Raw genomic sequence first — 15,667 nt, forward strand, 5'->3', positions numbered from 1 at the left:
GTCCCGGGGCCTCAGCGTGACGCGGCCAGCCGCAGCGCCCGGTAGACGAACTGCTGGTCGCCGAGCCGGTGCCGCAGATCGCGCTCCAGCCCGGCGATCGGGTACAGGTTCTGCGGCGCCCGCGAGTCCTTGTACGGCACGGACGCGAACCGCCCCAGCACCGACTGCGTGACGTTCGCCAGGTCCGTCACCTCTTCGCGCGCGAGGTGCGGCGCCGCCTCGACCCGCACCACCCCCGACCACGGCGGGCCGCCGTCCGAGGGCAGGCGCAGGTACCAGGAGTGCCGGACCCACGTCGTGCCCATCAGGAACACCGGCGTGCGCTGGTGCGGGGTGAGCTCGCCGACCATCGCGTTGAGCTCGCCCGGCAGGTAGGTCGTCTGGTGGCTCTTGATGAACCCGACGGCCCGGGGCAGGTGCGTGCGGCCGCTCAGCGGGCCGTCCACGACGAGCAGGTCGTGGCCGACGTGCCCGGCGATCGTCCGGCGCGCCTCCGTCGCCGTCTCCAGCTCGACGTCGGCGAGCTGCTCCTGCAGCGCCGAAGACAGCACCACGGCGAGGGGCTTGTCGTCCTTCGCCGTCGCGCCGAACGCCTCGTACCGCCCGGCCGACGTCTCGATCCCGGCGGCCTCCGGGGCGACGGTGAACAGCCCGCGCCGGACGTTGGCGCCGATGACGTGCGCCCGGCCCGCGCAGCAGCACACGACGCCGGCCGCGTAGGACGCGCAGATCCCGATCGACGCGGAGTTCGCGCCGGCCGGGTCGTCGATCCAGACGCGGGCGTCGATGCGGCGGACGCCGTCCACGAACAGCACCGCGTCCGGCGGCGACGGCACCGGCGACGGGTCGATCGGCGCCCATTCGGCCGCCGGGACCTCGACGTCGACCTCGACCTCGGCCTGCGACCGGGCGAGTTCCTCGGCCTCCATGGAACTGCCGTAACCCGGGTCCCAGGCGTCGACGTTGAAGCTCATTCCCGCCACCGCGGTCATGCGCCCTCCTTGGTGATGTGCGAGCCGCTGCCGTCCCGGGTGACCAGGAACCGCGTCGGCACGCGCTCGGCCAGCGCCGGGACGTGCGTGATCACGCCGACCATCCGGGTGCCGGTGGCCGACAGGTTCTCCAATGTGGACGCTACGACGTCGAGGGTCGCCTCGTCGAGCGTCCCGAAACCCTCGTCGAGGAAGATCGACTCCAGTTTGGTCGCGCCGGCCGCGGCCATCGCGCCGAGCTGCGACGACAACGCCAAGGCCAAGGCCAGCGACGCCTGGAACGTCTCGCCGCCGGACAGCGTCTTGACCGGGCGGCGGGCGTCGGCCTCGTTGTGGTCCACCACCAGGAAGTCGCCCTTGTCGTGGGTCAGCTCGAACTGCCCGCCGGACAGCTCCAGCAGCGACGCGGACGCCTCGGTCACCAGCGTGTCGAGCGCCCCGGCGATCAGCCAGCGCGGGAACTTGTCCGAGCGCAGCAGATCCGCGAGCAGCTTCGCGACCTGCGACTCCGACTCGGCGCCCGCGATGTCGCCGCGCAGGCCCTCGACGTGGGCCACGCGCCGCCGCATCTCCGTGTGGTCGGCTTCCGCGCGGGCGCGCGCGGTGGCCAGCGCCACCGGCACCCGGTCGCGCACCGGCCCCGCCGGCAGCGTGATCCCGAGCGCGGTGACGTCGTCGGCGACCTGCTGTTCGGCTCCGCGCAAGGCTTCGGCGGACGCGCTCTCGGCGGTCGTCGCGGCGGCCAGCCGGTCACGGCGGCCGGTCACCTGCCCGGCTGCCCAGTCCGTCAACGACGTCCACGCGCCCAGGAGGCTTTCGCCGTCGATCGGCGGGGCTCCGAAACCGACGAGGGGATCGCGGGCGCGGGACAGTTTCTGCCGCTCGGCCTCGACTTCTTTGCCGACGCCCGCCTGGCTGCCGGCGGCCTGTTTCGCCGCGGCACGCGCTTTGCGCAGCTCCGCGTCGGCGGCACGCGCGGCCTGTTCGAGGGACGCGACCTGCGCCAGCTGCGCGGTGACGACGTCGGCGGACGGCGCGTCGGCGAGCGTCACGACCAGTTCGTCCCGGCGGCGCGTGGTGGTTTCCAGCCGGGTGCGCGCGGACTGCTCGGCCAGGCCCGCGTCGTTCGCCTGCGCACGACGTTGTTCGGCGGTCCGTTCCGCCGACGCGAGGTCGTCCGCCGCGACGACGGCTTCCTTGCCCGCGGCTTCGGCGGCCGCTTCGAGCGCGCCCAGCGCCGTCCGCCGTTCCTCGAGCGCCGAAGCCGCCCACGCGGTCAGGCGCTGCCAGCCCGCCGCGACGTCGTCGGCGTCGATCCCCGGCGCACCCAGCTCCACCAGCGGATCCCGCGCCGCCCGCAACGCTTCCCGGGCCGCGACGGCCGACTTCTCCACCACTTCGGCGTCGCGCTGCGCCTGCGTGCGCTCGGCGCGAGCCGCCGCCAGTTCCGCGTCGGCGGCGCGCGCGGCCTCGATCACGCGAGCGCGGGCGTCGAGCGTGGCGGACAGCCACTCCCCTCGCTCGCGCACGGCGGTGATGAGGTCCGTGAAGTCCTGCTCGGAAAACCCGGCCTCGACCGGACGTCGCAGCAAAGCCGATTCCGGCGGGCCTTCGACGTCCGCGAGGGCCACGCGCAGCTCTTCCGCCTGCGCGGCCGCCGAAACGGACTGGTCGGCGTCGCGGTCCACGGCCCGTTCCAGCTTGCGGACGACGGTTTCGGCTGCCGCGCGCCGCTTCTCCGCCTGGTCCAGGCGGTCACGGGCCTCGGCGAGGTGGGCGTGGCCGTCGTGCTCCGGCACGGCCGTGACTTCCTGCTCGCACACCGGGCACGGGTGCCCGACGGCGAGCCCGGCCCGCAGGACCAGTGCCTGCCCGGCGCGTTCGGCGTCGGTCACCGCGTTCCGGGCCGCGGCGAGTTCGGCGTCGGACTCGGTGAAGGCCGTCCGGGCCGCCTCGAGTCCGGTGCGGCGGGCCGTGTGCTCCGGCAGGGCCTTCCGCTGGGTCTCGCACACCGTGTAGAGGGTGCGGGCGTCGGTCCGGGCCGCGGTGAGCGCGGCGCCGTCCGGCTGGGCGGCGAGTGCGGCACGCGCTTCGGCGTCGGCGGTCTCGGCCGCCGTCAGCCGGGCGGCCGCCTCCGTCGTGCGCTTCGCGACGCGCGCGGACTCCGCCGACAGGTCCCCGAGATCCGCCGGCGGCCGCAGCCCGGCCAGCCGGTCCCGCTCCCCGCGGACGCGCGTGGCTTCCGCGGCCGCGTTCTCGGCCGCACGGGCCGTCGTCTCCCCGGTCTTCCGGGCGCCTTCGACGAGCGACACGGCTTCAGCCACGGCGGCGGCCGAAGCCTCCTTCGCCTGCGACGCCTTCTTCGCGCCTTCGGCCAGGCCGGGGAGCGCGGCCTCGGCCGCGACGAGTTCCGTGCGGGCGGCGCGGATCCGCTCCAGCTCACCCCGGTCGGGCGCGGCGGCCAGCGCGGCGCGGGCCGCTTCGTCCGCCGTCTCGGCCGAGTCGAGGGTGGTCCGCGCGGCCGTGGCCGCGTCCGCCGAGGCCCGGCGCCGGGCCTCGAGATCCTCGACGCCCCCGGGACGTTCCAGCGCGTCGAGGACGGCCAGCTCGCCGGTCAGCGTGGTGACGAGCTGCCGTGCTTCGTCGTGCGCGCGGGTCGCGTCGTTCAGTCCCGGCAACGCCGCTTCGACCCGCGCGTCCAGCTCGGCCAGCGCGGTCATGCGCGCGGCCAGGGCTTCGACGGCTTCGCCGGTCGCGTCGGCGTAACTGCCGAGCTGCTCTTTCAGCACCTCGGCGCGGTGCGCCTGCTGATCTTCCAGGACTTTCGAGCGGCGGCCGATCCGCTCGTAGACCTCCAGGCCCAGCAGCTTGATGAGGATCTTCTGCCGGTCGGCGGCCTTGGCGTGCAGGAACTCCGCGAAATCGCCCTGCGGCAGCGCCACGCAGGTGCAGAAGTGCTTGAACGTCAACCCGAGCAGGCGTTCGACCGCCGGGGTGACCTCGGAGTCCGCGGCGACCGCGTCGGCTTCGTCGTCCGGGCCGCCGAGCGCGGTGTTGTCGGCGAGCCGTTCCAGGCGGACGTTCTTCACGCTGACCGTGGGTTTCTTGCCGCCGCTGCGGCGGACTTCGCGCACCACGTGGTACCGGGTGCCGCCCGCGTCGAAGACCAGCCGCACGGTCGCGCGGTTCGCCGTCGGGGCCAGCGCGGGCGCGACGAGACCTTCGTGGTCCCAGCGCGCGACCGAACCGTAGAGGGCGAAGGTGAGCGCGTCGATGACCGTGCTCTTGCCGGCGCCGGTCGGCCCCACGAGCGCGAAGTAGTCGGTGTCCTCGAAACTGACTTCGGTCTTCTCGCGGAACGACGCGAAGCCGGTCATCTCCAGCAGTACCGGTCGCATGTCACACCCCGCTCGTCTCGTCGTCGTGCAGCCGCGCGAAGAGCGCCTGCACCCTCTTGTCCGCCACCGTGCGTTCCTCGCAGTAGGAGGCGAACAGCTCGCCCGGTGACCGGTCCGCCACCGCGCGTTCGCTGCCCGACGCCGTGATCGGCGCCGCGAACTCCGGGTCGATGCGGATCTCCAGGGCGTTCGGCAGGCCTTCCTGGATCTCCTCGCGCAGCCCGGCCCGGGTTGCTTCCCGGACGTAGACGCGCAGGTAGTCCTCGCCGAACTCCGCGGCGCGGCCGACGAGTTCGGCCACGGTGCCGTGGACGGTGCGCAGCTTCCGCCCCGACGTCAGCGGGATTTCGGTGATCTTCGCGGGCGTGCCCGGCGTCACTTCCACCGACAGCACGACGCTCGTGTTGTCCTGTTCGCCGAAATCGACGGGCATCGGCGCGCCGCTGTAGTGCACCGGGCAGGCCGCGGGCAGCGACTGGCGCCGGTGCAGGTGCCCGAGCGCGACGTAGTGCGGGTCGGCGCCGAACGCCGTCGCCGGCACGTGGTACTCGAAGATGGACTGCGCCGCGCGCTCCCCGCCGCCCATCGCGCCGCCGGTGACCGTCAGGTGCGCCATGACGAGGTTGACGGCGCCGTCGGTGAAGCCGGACTTGAGGTGTTCCAGGATGTCGCGCACGCGCTGGTCGTACTGGCCGACGTTGTCCGCCGGGGTCCCGGTGAGCAGCTCGGCGGCGCGCACCGCGTAGCGCTGGGAAAGGAAGGGCAGGACGGCGACGTTGACGCGCTCGCCCGTCGAACGCGCGTCGAACGAGACGACGCCGCCGTCGGCGACCGGGCGCGGGTCGCCGGAGAGCTGGATGCCCGCCGCCCGCAGCAGCGGCCGGTACGCCTCGAACGTCGCGGCGTGGTCGTGGTTCCCGGCGATCGCGAGGACCTCGGCACCGGTTTCGCGCAGCGCCATCAGGGCCTGCACCACGAGTTCCTGCGCGGCGGCCGACGGCGCCGACGTCTCGTAGAGGTCACCCGCGATCAGGATCGCGTCGAACGCCTCCTTCCGCGCGATCCGGACGATCTCGCCGAGCACAGCGCGCTGCTCGTCCAGGCGGTTGCGGCCCTTGAGCGTCTTGCCGACGTGCCAGTCGGAGGTGTGCAGGAACTTCACGCGGTGTCCTTCCGTTCTTCGCGTGGGGCCGGCGGGCTCAGAAAGGTGGTGGGTCGTCACCGAACGGGTCGCTGCTGCGCGTCGGCAGGCCCGCGAAGGGATCGGCGTTCTTCGACGCAGCCGACACCGCCGTGGTCGTCGGGATCGTGCCCGCCTCGGAAAGCCGCGTGGCCCAGGCCGGGAACGGGAAGCCGACCGCGATCGGCACCGGGATCTCCGGCTGGCTCACGAACATCGTGCCGGGCGTCGCGAGCGTCGCGCGGACCCGCTGGCTGGCCGGGAGGAAGCCGTACTCGGGGCGCGAGGCCTCCGCGGCGTCGAGCCGGCCGACGATCCGGATCGAGCTGTTGCTGACGATCCGGCGTTCGACCTCGGACGCGGTCTGCTGCGCGCCGATCAGGATCACGCCGAGGGACCGGCCGCGTTCGGCGATGTCCAGCAGGACTTCCTTGATCGGGCTGCTGCCTTCGCGCGGCGCGTACTTGTTGAGCTCGTCCAGCATCGTGAACAGCAACCCGCCCGCGCCGGCCGCTTCCTTGCGCGCGGTCTCCGCGGCGAGCGTCACGCCGACGACGAACCGCTGCGCGCGTTCGACGAGATTGTGGATGTCCACCACGGTCACCTGCTGGTTCTCCGTGGAGAGCTTGCGGGCGGCGTGGTCGGTGAGGTCGCCGCGGATGAGGCCGTTGAGCGCGCGCTGGCTGGAGCGCAGACGGCGGATGAACGCGTTGACCGTGCCCGCGCCGGTGACCGCACCCGCCCAGCTCGCGCGGGTTTCCTCGTCGGTGACACGCTCGCAGATGACGTCGATGAGCTCGGCGTAGGTGCGGCACAGGACGCCGTCGACGTTGGCGGCGCCGTCCTTCCCGGCCGGCGTGGTGTCCAGCCGCAACCGGTTCGCGACCTGGTGGATGACCATCGTGTACTGGTTGCGCTCGTCCTCGGCGTCGGCGAAGACGTAGGGCAGCAGGTCGGTCGCGCAGAACTCCGCGATGGTCCACCAGAAGGCGCCGACGCCGGAGGTCCGCCCGGTGACGTAAGGCTTCCCCGTGGTGTCCGACGGCGTCGGCGGCGCGAAGAACCCGACCGAGGCGAAGGGCTCCGCGGGCAGCCCGAGCTTGGCGTACTCCTCCCGCAGCTTGGCGTCGAGGTGGATGTTCGGGGTGTCGAGGAACAGCAGGTCCTCGCCCTTGACCGAGAACACCAGGGCCTTGGCGTTGTGGGCGTTGGAGAGGGCGCCGCCGCGGAAGATCGAGTGCAGCAGGAACAACGCGAACGACGTCTTCGTGGCGACGCCGGAGACACCGCTGATGCTGACGTGCGCGCCCCGCGTGCCGTCGAGGAAGTCCAGGTTGAGGAACACCGGTTCGCCGTCGCGGCCCAGGCCGACGGCCACCTGGCGGCTCATGTTGTCGAAGTACAGCGCCTGCGCGCGATCCTCCCCCACCGCACGGGAGACCACGGCTCCCGGCCGCGGCGGGACGTAGCACTCGGGTTCGACACGGGTGGTGGCGATCTCGGCGATCTCCTGCACCTGCGCGGGCAGGACCCCGTCCGAGATCAGGAAGACGTCGCTGCCGAAGCTGGCGCCTTCGTGCCGCGCGCTCACCTGCGTCACGACACCGTAGGAGACGACTTCGCCGCGCCCCGGCAGCTCTCGCCGTGTCACGACCACGTCGTCGAGCTGCAGATAGGCTTCCGGATCGATGGCCACGCAGAACTGCAGCGGCGTCGAATCCTCGGTACCCGCCACCCGTCCGACCACGGTGGTGAGAGTCTCCTGGTCCACGGTTCTCCCTGTCCGCCCGGCGCTTCCTCCGGCCGCAGACTAGCCCGCCGGAACTCCGTGGCCACGGCCAACACGGCGTTGCGGCTCCCGCGGTACCGGCGACGTCACCGCACGCCACGGCTGGGCCGAACGAGTGAGTTCACCCTTCGGGGAAGATCTTTTAGTCACCGCAGGCATTTCGGGCGGCCCCCGGCCGGGGGCCGCACGCCCGGGAGGTCGTCCCCGCGGGGCGCGGTGTTACCGCCCGGCGCCGGGCTTCTCCCCGGCTGCCGCCCGGACTTCCCCTGGCTCCAGGGGGATGCGGCTCCGGCGATCCCCGCCGCGGGACCGGCGGGAGCCGTGGCGGGGCCTCGCGGGGGCCGCCGGAGGGCCCGCGATCCCCGATCGCAGCGCGGGATCGGGGCCGGAGTGGCCTCAGCCACACGCCGGGACGCGCCCGATCCGGCGTGTCGGCGAAAAAGTCTTCCGGGACCCCACTGGTCCTATATGGACGACCACTGTGGACGGCGCCGGAACCGGGTTTTGCCTGCTCAAGGCCATGGTCGGCGCCACTCGCCCACTTCGGGCCAGGTCGGGAGAACCTCTCCCAGAGGGCGGAACCCGCCCCCGTACAAGGAAATATTTCGACCCCCAGTTGGATTTTGTGCGGTATTGGTAATACCGTGTGCAGTGTCGGCCGAGATGGGCCGTGTACAAGTTCCACTATGGAGGACTGGAATGACGAACAAGGCCCAGCTGATCGAGGCGCTGTCTGAGCGTTTGGGCGACAAGAAGGTGGCTTCGCAGGCCGTTGACGGTCTGGTCGACATCATCATCCGGACGGTCAACAAGGGCGAGAAGGTGAACATCACCGGCTTCGGCGTGTTCGAGAAGCGCGCCCGTGCGGCCCGCACCGCTCGCAACCCGCGTACCGGCGAGGCCGTCCGCGTGAAGAAGACGAACGTCCCCGCCTTCCGCGCCGGCACCACCTTCAAGGACGTCATCTCCGGCACGAAGAAGCTGCCGAAGGCGACCCCGGTCAAGCGCGCCACCGCTGCCAGCACGACCACCCGTGCGGCCGTGGCCAAGGCGTCCGCGCCGGCCAAGACCACCAGCACGCGGGCCACCACGCCCCGCGCGGCCGCGGCCAAGCCGGCCACCGCCCGCGCGACCGCCACTCGCACGCGCGCCACCACGGCGAAGCCGGCCGCCAAGGCCACCGCGACCAAGGCCACCGCGACCAAGGCGGCCCCGAAGACCGCGGCCGCCAAGGCTCCGGCCAAGGCCACCGCGGCCAAGGCGACCACCACCACGCGGGCGAAGGCCGCCGCCAAGCCGGCCGCCGCCAAGACCGCCGCCGCGAAGAAGCCCGCCGCCGCCAAGGCCCCGGCCAAGCGCACGTCGGCTGCCAAGAAGAAGTGACCTGAGGCAACCCCTCTCGGAAGGGCCCCGCACCAGTGGTGCGGGGCCCTTCCGCATGTCCAGGGGGTGCTGCCGGGCCGGAGCCCCGTATCCCGGACATCGGGCATTCGCGAGACATTCGCACCGGCCGAATACCGGACTCGTTCCCCATCGGGCCGGGAACCGGAATCGGATCAAGCCCTTACACCGAACACACCCGGCCGCCGATTAATTGCCGCGACTATCCGCTCCCGAGCCCCTGGTTCACGCCGAGTGCGTCGATCGATCCGGCCCGGACCTCGGGGTACTCGCCGCGCGGATGATCTCCGGCCCTTCCGCCGGGCCGCCCGGACTTCGCCCCGGCTGTCGGCATTTGTCCCGCCACGGCGGGCGGTCCGCCGGAACCGGCGACGCGGCCCGGTCAGCAGTCCTTGGCCCTCACCGGAAAGCGATCACGCGTCCGGGACGTCGAAGGTCTCGACGGTGCGGTGCGCGAGCCGCGGGACGATCTCGCCGAGGACGAGCTCCTTGAAGTGCGGCGTCCCGCGGTGGACGTCGAACGCTTCGCGCGACGCGTAGCGCTCGAGCAGGACGACCTCCCGCTCGTCGCCGACCTGGTGGTACACCTCGAAGCCGAGGCAGCCCGGCTCGGTGAGCGCGGCCTCCACCAGCTTCGCGTAGAAGCCGCGGATCTCTTCTTCGTTGCCCGGCGCGATCGTGTGCCGGGCGATCACCTGCAGTTCGGTCATGGTGCCGACGGTACTGCCGCGCCGCTTCGGGGTTCGCCGAAGCGCGCGGCGGCCACCGGCGGATCAGGAGAACGTGACCGGGATTAACACGTCGGCGGTGCGGTCGTCGGCCGACAGGTGATCGCGGCGGCCGCCGACCGGCGAGTTCGTCACCCACGCGGACGGGACGACGCCGGTGCCACCCTGGCCGTCTCCGCCCGCGCCGGGACCGGGCTTCGTGCCGTAGCCGTAGTCCTCGGGCACAGCGCTACGTAGTAGCCGTTCGGCGCGCTGAAGCCGCGCGGTGGCGACCTCCGTGGCGGTGGCGGTGAACCAGAGCGGCGGATCTCTTCGACATGCGGGGACGGTCCCTTCGATCACGACGACGTAACAGGATCAGGTGAGCCTTGCTGACCGGCTGATCGGCGACATCACCGCCAAGCGCACCGAAATCACCCGGCCGGCCCCGGCCGATCCGGCGCGAAAGCTACGCACAGTCTTCCTTTACTTGCGTGGCCAGGCCGGCGTGTATTACCTGTTCGGCCGCGGGTCCGGCGCCGACTCACCGATCACCGCGCTCGGCGCGGCCGACGTCGCGAGCGAAGCCGGGGTCGAGGGAATGCGCCCGGTGAGCCCGGATGCGCTCATCAAGGCCAGACCGGACGTGATCCTCGTCATGACGAAGGGCCTCGAATCCGTCGGCGGCCCCGAAGGCCTGCTGCAGGTTCCCGGCGTCGCGCAGACGCCGGCCGGGCTGCACCACGGTTCGGCGACATGGCCGGCAGCCGGATCCTCTGGCGTCGGGCCGCAGACGCCGGGCGTGCTCGACGTGTCAGGGGCCCTGATGCAGGGCCGGTTCGGCAACCCGCCGGCCGAGCCCGCGATCGTCGGGGTTTCGACCGGCGCCACGGCCGGCGCGAGTCTGTCCATTGTGGCCGGCTGGGTGTTTCTCGGCGCCTTCACCACGCCCGCGCCGGCGGGCTGGCGACCACGCTGGGCGGCTACGCCCTTTCAGGCTCGCGCGGCCGGTCCGAGGTGGTCACACTGATCCTCACCGGCGTCGCGGCCAACGCCGTGGCGAGCGCGGTGATCGCGTTCCTGACGTTCTCCGGTGATCAGGCCGCCCACGAGCAGATCGTGTTCTGGCGGCTGGGTTCGCCGGCCTCGGCGCGCTGACCGCACGTCGGGTCGGTGTTCCGCTAATGGCCGTCGGCGTCGCCGTGTCCCTGATGCTCACGCGGCGGCTCGACCTGCCGCGCTCGGCGAGCGTCCGGCCCGGCACCTCGGCGTGAACGTCGAAGCGCTGCACGCGAGCGGGATCAGCCGTGGAACGCGCCGCCCCACACGACGAACGTCGGCGGGAGGCCGCTCAGGTCGGTCGCGCGGGCCGCCGCGGCGTGGGGCGAGACGTCGTCGGTGCCGCGCCGGTCGCCCAGGACAGCTGTCCAAGCCGTCAGGTTGCCCGTCCGGTCCCCCACGCCGACGCCGTCGTACGCGCGGGCCGACACCGTGCACGTGGTAGATCCCGGCCCGGGCCGTGCGTGGTCCGCGCGGGCGATCACCGAGACGACGATCTCCGCGCCGCCGTCACCCGGGATCACGTGGTCGGTGCACCGGACCGGCCGGTCGCCGAACTGGTCCTCGATGGACGGGAGCGGCAGCGTTCCGGCTGCTCGATCGTCATCCCGACCGGCACCCGGCCGTCGAGCCGCGAGAGGACGGCGGCGAGCTCGGGATCGAGCGGGAGGTGGGCCACGGCGCCGAGGCCGGCGCGTCGCGGTCACTGGAACAGACCAATTTCGCCCCGGCTGAACCGAGCAAGATCTCCCGGCCCTACCGGCGGGTGCTAGCGGCGCGCGACGCTCGGGCTCCGCCGTGCGGACACCAGGGATGTGGCCATGAAACGGATCGCCGTCCTCTTGCTCGCCGCCGTCGCCTGCCTGCTTCCGACGTCGCTCGCCGAAGCCGGGCAGACGAGCCTGCGGGCCGCCGACCCGAGCGTGCTGCGCGTCGGCTCCACCTACTTCGCCGCGCAGTCCACCGGGGGCGGGATCGCCGTCCGGCAGGGCTCCTCCCCCGACGCCGCGGCGAGCGCGCCCACCCGGCAGGTCTGGTCCGACACCCGCGGCCGCGGCGAGGTGTGGGCGCCGGAGATCGTCGTCGACGGCGGCCGCTACTACATCTACTTCTCGGCCGGAACCGGGGCGGCGCACCGGATGTACGTCATCAGCTCGGCCGTCGCCGACAGCGGTTACACCGCCGAGACGCAGCTCGCGCTGCCCGACGGCAAGTGGGCCATCGACGGCACGATGTTCACCTTCGGCGGGCAGCGCTGGTTCGTCTGGTCGGGCTGGGCCGGCGACACGAACGTCGAGCAGAACCTCTACCTCGCCCGGATGAGCGGCCCGACGACGCCGACCGGCGCGCGGTACGTCATCTCGCAGCCGCGGGAAAGCTGGGAACGCGTGGTGGGCAACCCCTTCATCAACGAGGCGCCCACGGCGATCAAGGACCCGAACGGGCAGCTGCACATCGTCTACTCCACCAACGGCAGCTGGAGCGACCAGTACTGCCTCGGCGAGGTCCGGCTGCGCGCCGGCGGCGACCCCACCTACGTCTGGGACTGGTACAAGTCGAACGGCTGCCTGTTCGGCTCCCACCGCGAGACGATGATGGCCGGCTGGGACCCGACCCTGCACGTCGACGGCCCGGGCAGCCACAGTTTCGTCCTGCTGAACGGCGACATCGCGACGAGCCCGCCCGCCGGGCCGAGGTTCCCGCTGGTGTACCACGCCGTGGCCAAGGGCACGCCGTACTCGTGGGCCAATCGGTACTGGTACTCGGGCACGTTCTGCTGGTGGGGCTCGACGACCTACCGCCGGGCCAACGTCCCGGGCGCGACCACCGACACCGGGTGGAGCCTGAAGTTCTTCGAGTGACCCGTCCGATCTGCGGGAATGACTCAGATCTGGGGCGGGGCGAGCCGCCGGCCGGGCAGGTACACGTCCAGGGCCGCACCGACCACGCGCACCAGACGTGGGCGAAGGCCCTGAACGTGTACCTGGACGTCGAGGCACACACGGCCGCGGCGAGGCTGCGTCACACGTTGGTGACGTGCTGCGCGTCGGCGGCGGCCTCCTGACCGCCGCGTGACGGAGAATGTCCGGCATCGGACAGCGAAAGCGAGGTGAGGGCGTGCTCGGCGTCGACCTGCACCTCGACATCGGGGCCGGCAGCCGGGCCCTCGAAGCGGCGCTGCGGGAAGCCGTCACGTCCGGGCGGCTGCCCGCCGGGACCAAGCTGCCCGGCACCCGCACCCTGGCCGGCGATCTCGGCGTCGCGCGCGGCACCGTCGTCGAGGCGTACGCCCAGCTCGTGGCCGAAGGGCGGCTCGTCAGCGCGACCGGGTCGGGGACCTGGGTCGCCGACACCCGGCACCCGCCCCGGCGGCCCGAACCGCCCGCGCGGCCCGTCTTCGACCTGCGCCCGGGACGGCCGGATCTCGGCCTGTTCCCGCGCGCCCTGTGGGCGGCTAGCGTCAAGCGCACGCTGGCGGCGGCGAGCCGGGAAAGCCTGGACTACAGCGATCCGGCCGGGCTGAAGGTCCTGCGCGAGGCCGTCGCGACGTACCTTTCGCGCGCCCGGGGCGTCCGCGCGGACGCCGGAGCCGTCGTGGTCACCAGCGGCTTCACGCACGGATTGGCGCTGCTGTCCCGCGCCTTGCACGGCGCCGGTGTCCGCACGATCGGCACCGAAGACCCCGGGCTCGCCCACCACCGGGCGGTGATCCGCGCGGCCGGGCCGGCGACCACTCCCCTGGCCGTCGACTCGGAAGGCGCCGCCGTCCCTTCCGGCGCCGGCGCCGTGCTGCTGACGCCCGCCCACCAGCACCCGCGCGGCGTGGTGCTGAGCCCGGGCCGGCGGGCCGCGTTCCTCGGCTGGGCGCGTGAACACGGCGGGATCGTCATCGAGGACGACTACGACGGCGAGTTCCGCTACGACAAGAACCCTGTCGGCGCCCTGCAGGCCGGGGACCCGGACCACGTCGTTTTCGCCGGCAGCACCAGCAAGTCGCTCGCGCCGGGATTACGGCTCGGCTGGCTGGTCGTGCCGGACCGGCTCCGCGTCCCCGTGCTCGACGCCGTCGCCGCCACCGGCGCCACGGTCGGCGCGCCCGCCCAGCTGGCGATCGCCGACCTCCTCGACCGCGGCGACTACGACCGGCACGTCCGCCGGGCCCGCCAGGTCTACCGGAAACGGCGGGCCGAGCTGGCCGCCCGCCTCGCCCCGTTGGACGGCATCCCGGCGGGGCTGCACGCGCTCCTGCCGCTCGCGTCCCGGCAGGAGGAGAAGCGCGTGCTCGACGCCGGTCTCGCGGCGGGCCTGCAGCTGCAGGGAATCACCACCGCCGGCTACTGGCATTCCGCCGACCGCCCCGAAGCCGGGCTGATCATCGGCTACGCGACGCCGCCGCAAAGCGCGTGGCGGCCGGCCTTGGACGCCCTCGCCGAGGTGCTCGCCGGCGCCGCGATCAAGCCCTGGTGAACCCGTCCCGCCACGACGTCGAGGCTTCCCAGCCCAGCTTCCGCGCACGACCGTTGTCGGCACCGCGAGCCCAGCCGGCGCGTTCACCGTCGACCCGCCTCGGTTCCGGCGCCCCGACGGCGGCGCAGAAAACGGGCACCCAGTCGTGGCCCGCCGCGGGCTCGTCATCGCCCACGTTGACCGCGCCCGACGGCCACTCCAGGGCCGCGACGGCGGCCGCGGCGGCGTCGTCGACGTGCACAAAACTGGAGACATCCCCGGTAGCGGGCAGGTTTCCGGCCTGGGCGAGCTGCGCCATCAGCGCGCCGGGTTCGTACCAGGTGCCCGGCCCGTAGAGCGTGCCGTAGCGGAGCACGACCCACTCGGGCAGCTCGGCGACAGCGGCCTCCAGCGATGCGACGCCGTCGACCGTGCCACGCCGGTCAGGCGCGGCGCCGAGGTCGAGCGGCGTGTCCTCGGTGGCGGGTCCGGGCCCCGGCTCGTAGGCCCACGAGATGCTCTGGGCGACCATCCGCGGCACGCCCGCGGCGAGAGCCGCGGCGACGAGGTTGCGCGTGCCGACCGTGCGCACCTTCGCGTTGGCCACGCGATCACCGGCGCCGAGGTCGGTGAGCTGGTGCAGCACGACGTCCGGCCGCGCGTCGCGGACCGCTTCCGCGAGTCCGGCGGCGTCGTACACATCGCCGGCAACCGCGGTCGCGCCCAAGGCCTCGACGCGCGCGGGCGCGTGCCGCGTCAGGCCGACGACCTCGTGCCCCTGAGCGACCAGCGCGGGAACCACCCGACGGCCGACCGCGCCGGACGCACCGGCGAGGAAGATCCGCGTCATCGCCTCCGCCCGGCCAGCTCTTCGGGGCTGACGAACGTCAGCATCTCCTGGCCGGGCGCGCAGATCATCACCACGACGAACCGGCTCCACCGGTCGGCGAGGTGGTTCGCCGCTTGGTAGTGGATCACTTCGCCGCCGGGTTCCCAAAACGCTTCACCCGCCTTGATGACGCGTTCGGGCCCACCTTCCAGCTCGAACACCATCTCCCCTTCGAGCATGTACCCGAAGACGGGCCCGGAGTGCCGGTGCGGCGGCGTCCCGGCGTCGCCCGGCGGCAGCTCGACGGTGGCGGTCATCACGTGCGCACCGTCCGGAATGGACGGAGTCTGCGAGGCGAGCATCGTGAGCACGGAGTTGGTCCGCGGTGGTGCACCAGTCATGGTTCCCACGCTAAGCCGCGCTCGCCGGTGGCCGCTGGTCCACTTTGCGGCGCGCGGGTTGGACCGGTTCAGCCGGCGCGACCGAACGCGAACAACCGCCGGTGCTCCCGCGGCGAGACGTCGGCGGCGCGACGGAACCGCGCCCGCAAGCTCGCCGCCGGAACCCAAACCCCCCTGCCGGGCAGCCTCCTCGATCGACAGATCCGCCGCGCACGCAACCACGACAGCCGCGATGCCTCAGCACCAAGCCGCCCACCCAGGCAGCAACCCGTCCACTTTGCGGCGCGCGGGTTGGACCGGTTCAGCCGGCGTGACCGAACGCGAACAACCGCCGGTGCTCCCGCGGCGAGACGTCGGCGGCGCGGCGGAACCGCGCCCGCAAGCTCGCCGCCGAACCCAAACCCCCTGCCGGGCAGCCTCCCCCACCGACGAATCCGCACTCCCCGGCAACTCCGTCGCCGCGC

Annotated in this window: 15 protein-coding genes; 5 read left to right on the top strand and 10 right to left on the bottom strand. The window is 73.0% G+C overall.

The genetic code is table 11. The annotated features are described in order from the left end of the window. Positions 1 to 11: 11 nt before the first annotated feature. From OG494_RS27870 to OG494_RS27885, 4 genes are read right to left on the bottom strand one after another with little or no spacing between them, the layout of a single operon-like run. Positions 12 to 992, bottom strand: coding sequence for a hypothetical protein (locus tag OG494_RS27870; RefSeq protein WP_328443602.1), 981 nt, complete (start codon positions 990 to 992; stop codon positions 12 to 14). Further along, the gene (locus OG494_RS27875; protein WP_328443604.1) at positions 989 to 4,390 is read right to left on the bottom strand and encodes an SMC family ATPase; all 3,402 of its coding nucleotides are present in this window, start codon (positions 4,388 to 4,390) and stop codon (positions 989 to 991) included. The genes OG494_RS27870 and OG494_RS27875 overlap by 4 nt, the downstream gene beginning before the upstream one ends. 1 nt (position 4,391) lies before the next feature. Next, positions 4,392 to 5,552, bottom strand: coding sequence for an exonuclease SbcCD subunit D (locus tag OG494_RS27880; protein WP_328443606.1), 1,161 nt, complete (start codon positions 5,550 to 5,552; stop codon positions 4,392 to 4,394). A 37-nt stretch (positions 5,553 to 5,589) separates the two neighbouring features. Beyond that, positions 5,590 to 7,341 carry an ATP-binding protein gene (locus OG494_RS27885; protein WP_328443608.1) on the bottom strand — a complete coding sequence of 584 codons (1,752 nt, stop codon included), beginning with the start codon at positions 7,339 to 7,341 and terminating at the stop codon, positions 5,590 to 5,592. A 717-nt stretch (positions 7,342 to 8,058) separates the two neighbouring features. Between OG494_RS27885 and OG494_RS27890 the strand changes: the two genes are divergently transcribed. After that, positions 8,059 to 8,742: an HU family DNA-binding protein gene (locus OG494_RS27890; RefSeq protein ID WP_328443610.1), complete on the top strand. Its 684-nt coding sequence runs from the start codon at positions 8,059 to 8,061 to the stop codon at positions 8,740 to 8,742. Positions 8,743 to 9,173: 431 nt separating this feature from the next. On the opposite strand, the gene OG494_RS27895 is transcribed toward OG494_RS27890, so the two are convergent. Next, positions 9,174 to 9,470 carry a putative quinol monooxygenase gene (locus OG494_RS27895; protein ID WP_328443612.1) on the bottom strand — a complete coding sequence of 99 codons (297 nt, stop codon included), beginning with the start codon at positions 9,468 to 9,470 and terminating at the stop codon, positions 9,174 to 9,176. A 63-nt stretch (positions 9,471 to 9,533) separates the two neighbouring features. Then, positions 9,534 to 9,713 carry a hypothetical protein gene (locus tag OG494_RS27900; protein ID WP_328443614.1) on the bottom strand — a complete coding sequence of 60 codons (180 nt, stop codon included), beginning with the start codon at positions 9,711 to 9,713 and terminating at the stop codon, positions 9,534 to 9,536. A gap of 136 nt (positions 9,714 to 9,849) precedes the next feature. On the opposite strand from OG494_RS27900, the gene OG494_RS27905 reads away from it, so the two are divergent. Further along, positions 9,850 to 10,497, top strand: a complete 648-nt coding sequence (locus OG494_RS27905) for an iron chelate uptake ABC transporter family permease subunit (RefSeq protein ID WP_328443616.1) — start codon at positions 9,850 to 9,852, stop codon at positions 10,495 to 10,497. Beyond that, positions 10,443 to 10,625 (top strand): iron chelate uptake ABC transporter family permease subunit, encoded by a 183-nt coding sequence (locus tag OG494_RS27910; protein WP_328459045.1) that lies wholly within the window; start codon positions 10,443 to 10,445, stop codon positions 10,623 to 10,625. Before OG494_RS27905 ends, OG494_RS27910 begins: the two co-directional genes overlap by 55 nt. Positions 10,626 to 10,768: 143 nt before the next feature. Here the strand turns inward: OG494_RS27910 and OG494_RS27915 are convergent, their stop codons facing one another. Beyond that, a complete protein-coding gene (locus tag OG494_RS27915; RefSeq protein WP_328443618.1) occupies positions 10,769 to 11,050 on the bottom strand; it encodes a hypothetical protein in 282 nt (93 codons plus the stop codon). Next, positions 11,047 to 11,205 (bottom strand): hypothetical protein, encoded by a 159-nt coding sequence (locus tag OG494_RS27920; protein WP_328443620.1) that lies wholly within the window; start codon positions 11,203 to 11,205, stop codon positions 11,047 to 11,049. The genes OG494_RS27915 and OG494_RS27920 overlap by 4 nt, the downstream gene beginning before the upstream one ends. A gap of 142 nt (positions 11,206 to 11,347) precedes the next feature. Between OG494_RS27920 and OG494_RS27925 the strand changes: the two genes are divergently transcribed. Beyond that, positions 11,348 to 12,388: a glycoside hydrolase family 43 protein gene (locus OG494_RS27925; protein ID WP_328443622.1), complete on the top strand. Its 1,041-nt coding sequence runs from the start codon at positions 11,348 to 11,350 to the stop codon at positions 12,386 to 12,388. Positions 12,389 to 12,644: 256 nt separating this feature from the next. Further along, positions 12,645 to 13,994: a MocR-like pyridoxine biosynthesis transcription factor PdxR gene (pdxR, locus tag OG494_RS27930; RefSeq protein WP_328443624.1), complete on the top strand. Its 1,350-nt coding sequence runs from the start codon at positions 12,645 to 12,647 to the stop codon at positions 13,992 to 13,994. Here pdxR and OG494_RS27935 read toward each other — a convergent pair. Next, the gene (locus tag OG494_RS27935) at positions 13,981 to 14,823 is read right to left on the bottom strand and encodes an NAD-dependent epimerase/dehydratase family protein (protein ID WP_328443626.1); all 843 of its coding nucleotides are present in this window, start codon (positions 14,821 to 14,823) and stop codon (positions 13,981 to 13,983) included. The genes pdxR and OG494_RS27935 overlap by 14 nt on opposite strands. After that, entirely contained in the window at positions 14,820 to 15,203 is a 384-nt protein-coding gene (locus OG494_RS27940) for a cupin domain-containing protein (protein WP_328443628.1), read from the bottom strand. Before OG494_RS27940 ends, OG494_RS27935 begins: the two co-directional genes overlap by 4 nt. Between the last annotated feature and the right edge of the window lie 464 nt (positions 15,204 to 15,667).

The sequence above is a fragment of the Amycolatopsis sp. NBC_00438 genome (assembly GCF_036026695.1).
GTDB lineage: Bacteria > Actinomycetota > Actinomycetes > Mycobacteriales > Pseudonocardiaceae > Amycolatopsis.

Excerpts from the sequence above, each read along its gene's own strand:
- OG494_RS27870 (WP_328443602.1), bottom strand. The coding sequence starts at position 992 with ATGACCGCGGTGGCGGGAATGAGCTTCAACGTCGACGCCTGGGACCCG.
- OG494_RS27875 (WP_328443604.1), bottom strand. The coding sequence starts at position 4,390 with ATGCGACCGGTACTGCTGGAGATGACCGGCTTCGCGTCGTTCCGCGAG.
- OG494_RS27890 (WP_328443610.1), top strand. The coding sequence starts at position 8,059 with ATGACGAACAAGGCCCAGCTGATCGAGGCGCTGTCTGAGCGTTTGGGC.
- OG494_RS27895 (WP_328443612.1), bottom strand. The coding sequence starts at position 9,470 with ATGACCGAACTGCAGGTGATCGCCCGGCACACGATCGCGCCGGGCAAC.
- OG494_RS27925 (WP_328443622.1), top strand. The coding sequence starts at position 11,348 with ATGAAACGGATCGCCGTCCTCTTGCTCGCCGCCGTCGCCTGCCTGCTT.
- OG494_RS27935 (WP_328443626.1), bottom strand. The coding sequence starts at position 14,823 with ATGACGCGGATCTTCCTCGCCGGTGCGTCCGGCGCGGTCGGCCGTCGG.
- OG494_RS27940 (WP_328443628.1), bottom strand. The coding sequence starts at position 15,203 with ATGACTGGTGCACCACCGCGGACCAACTCCGTGCTCACGATGCTCGCC.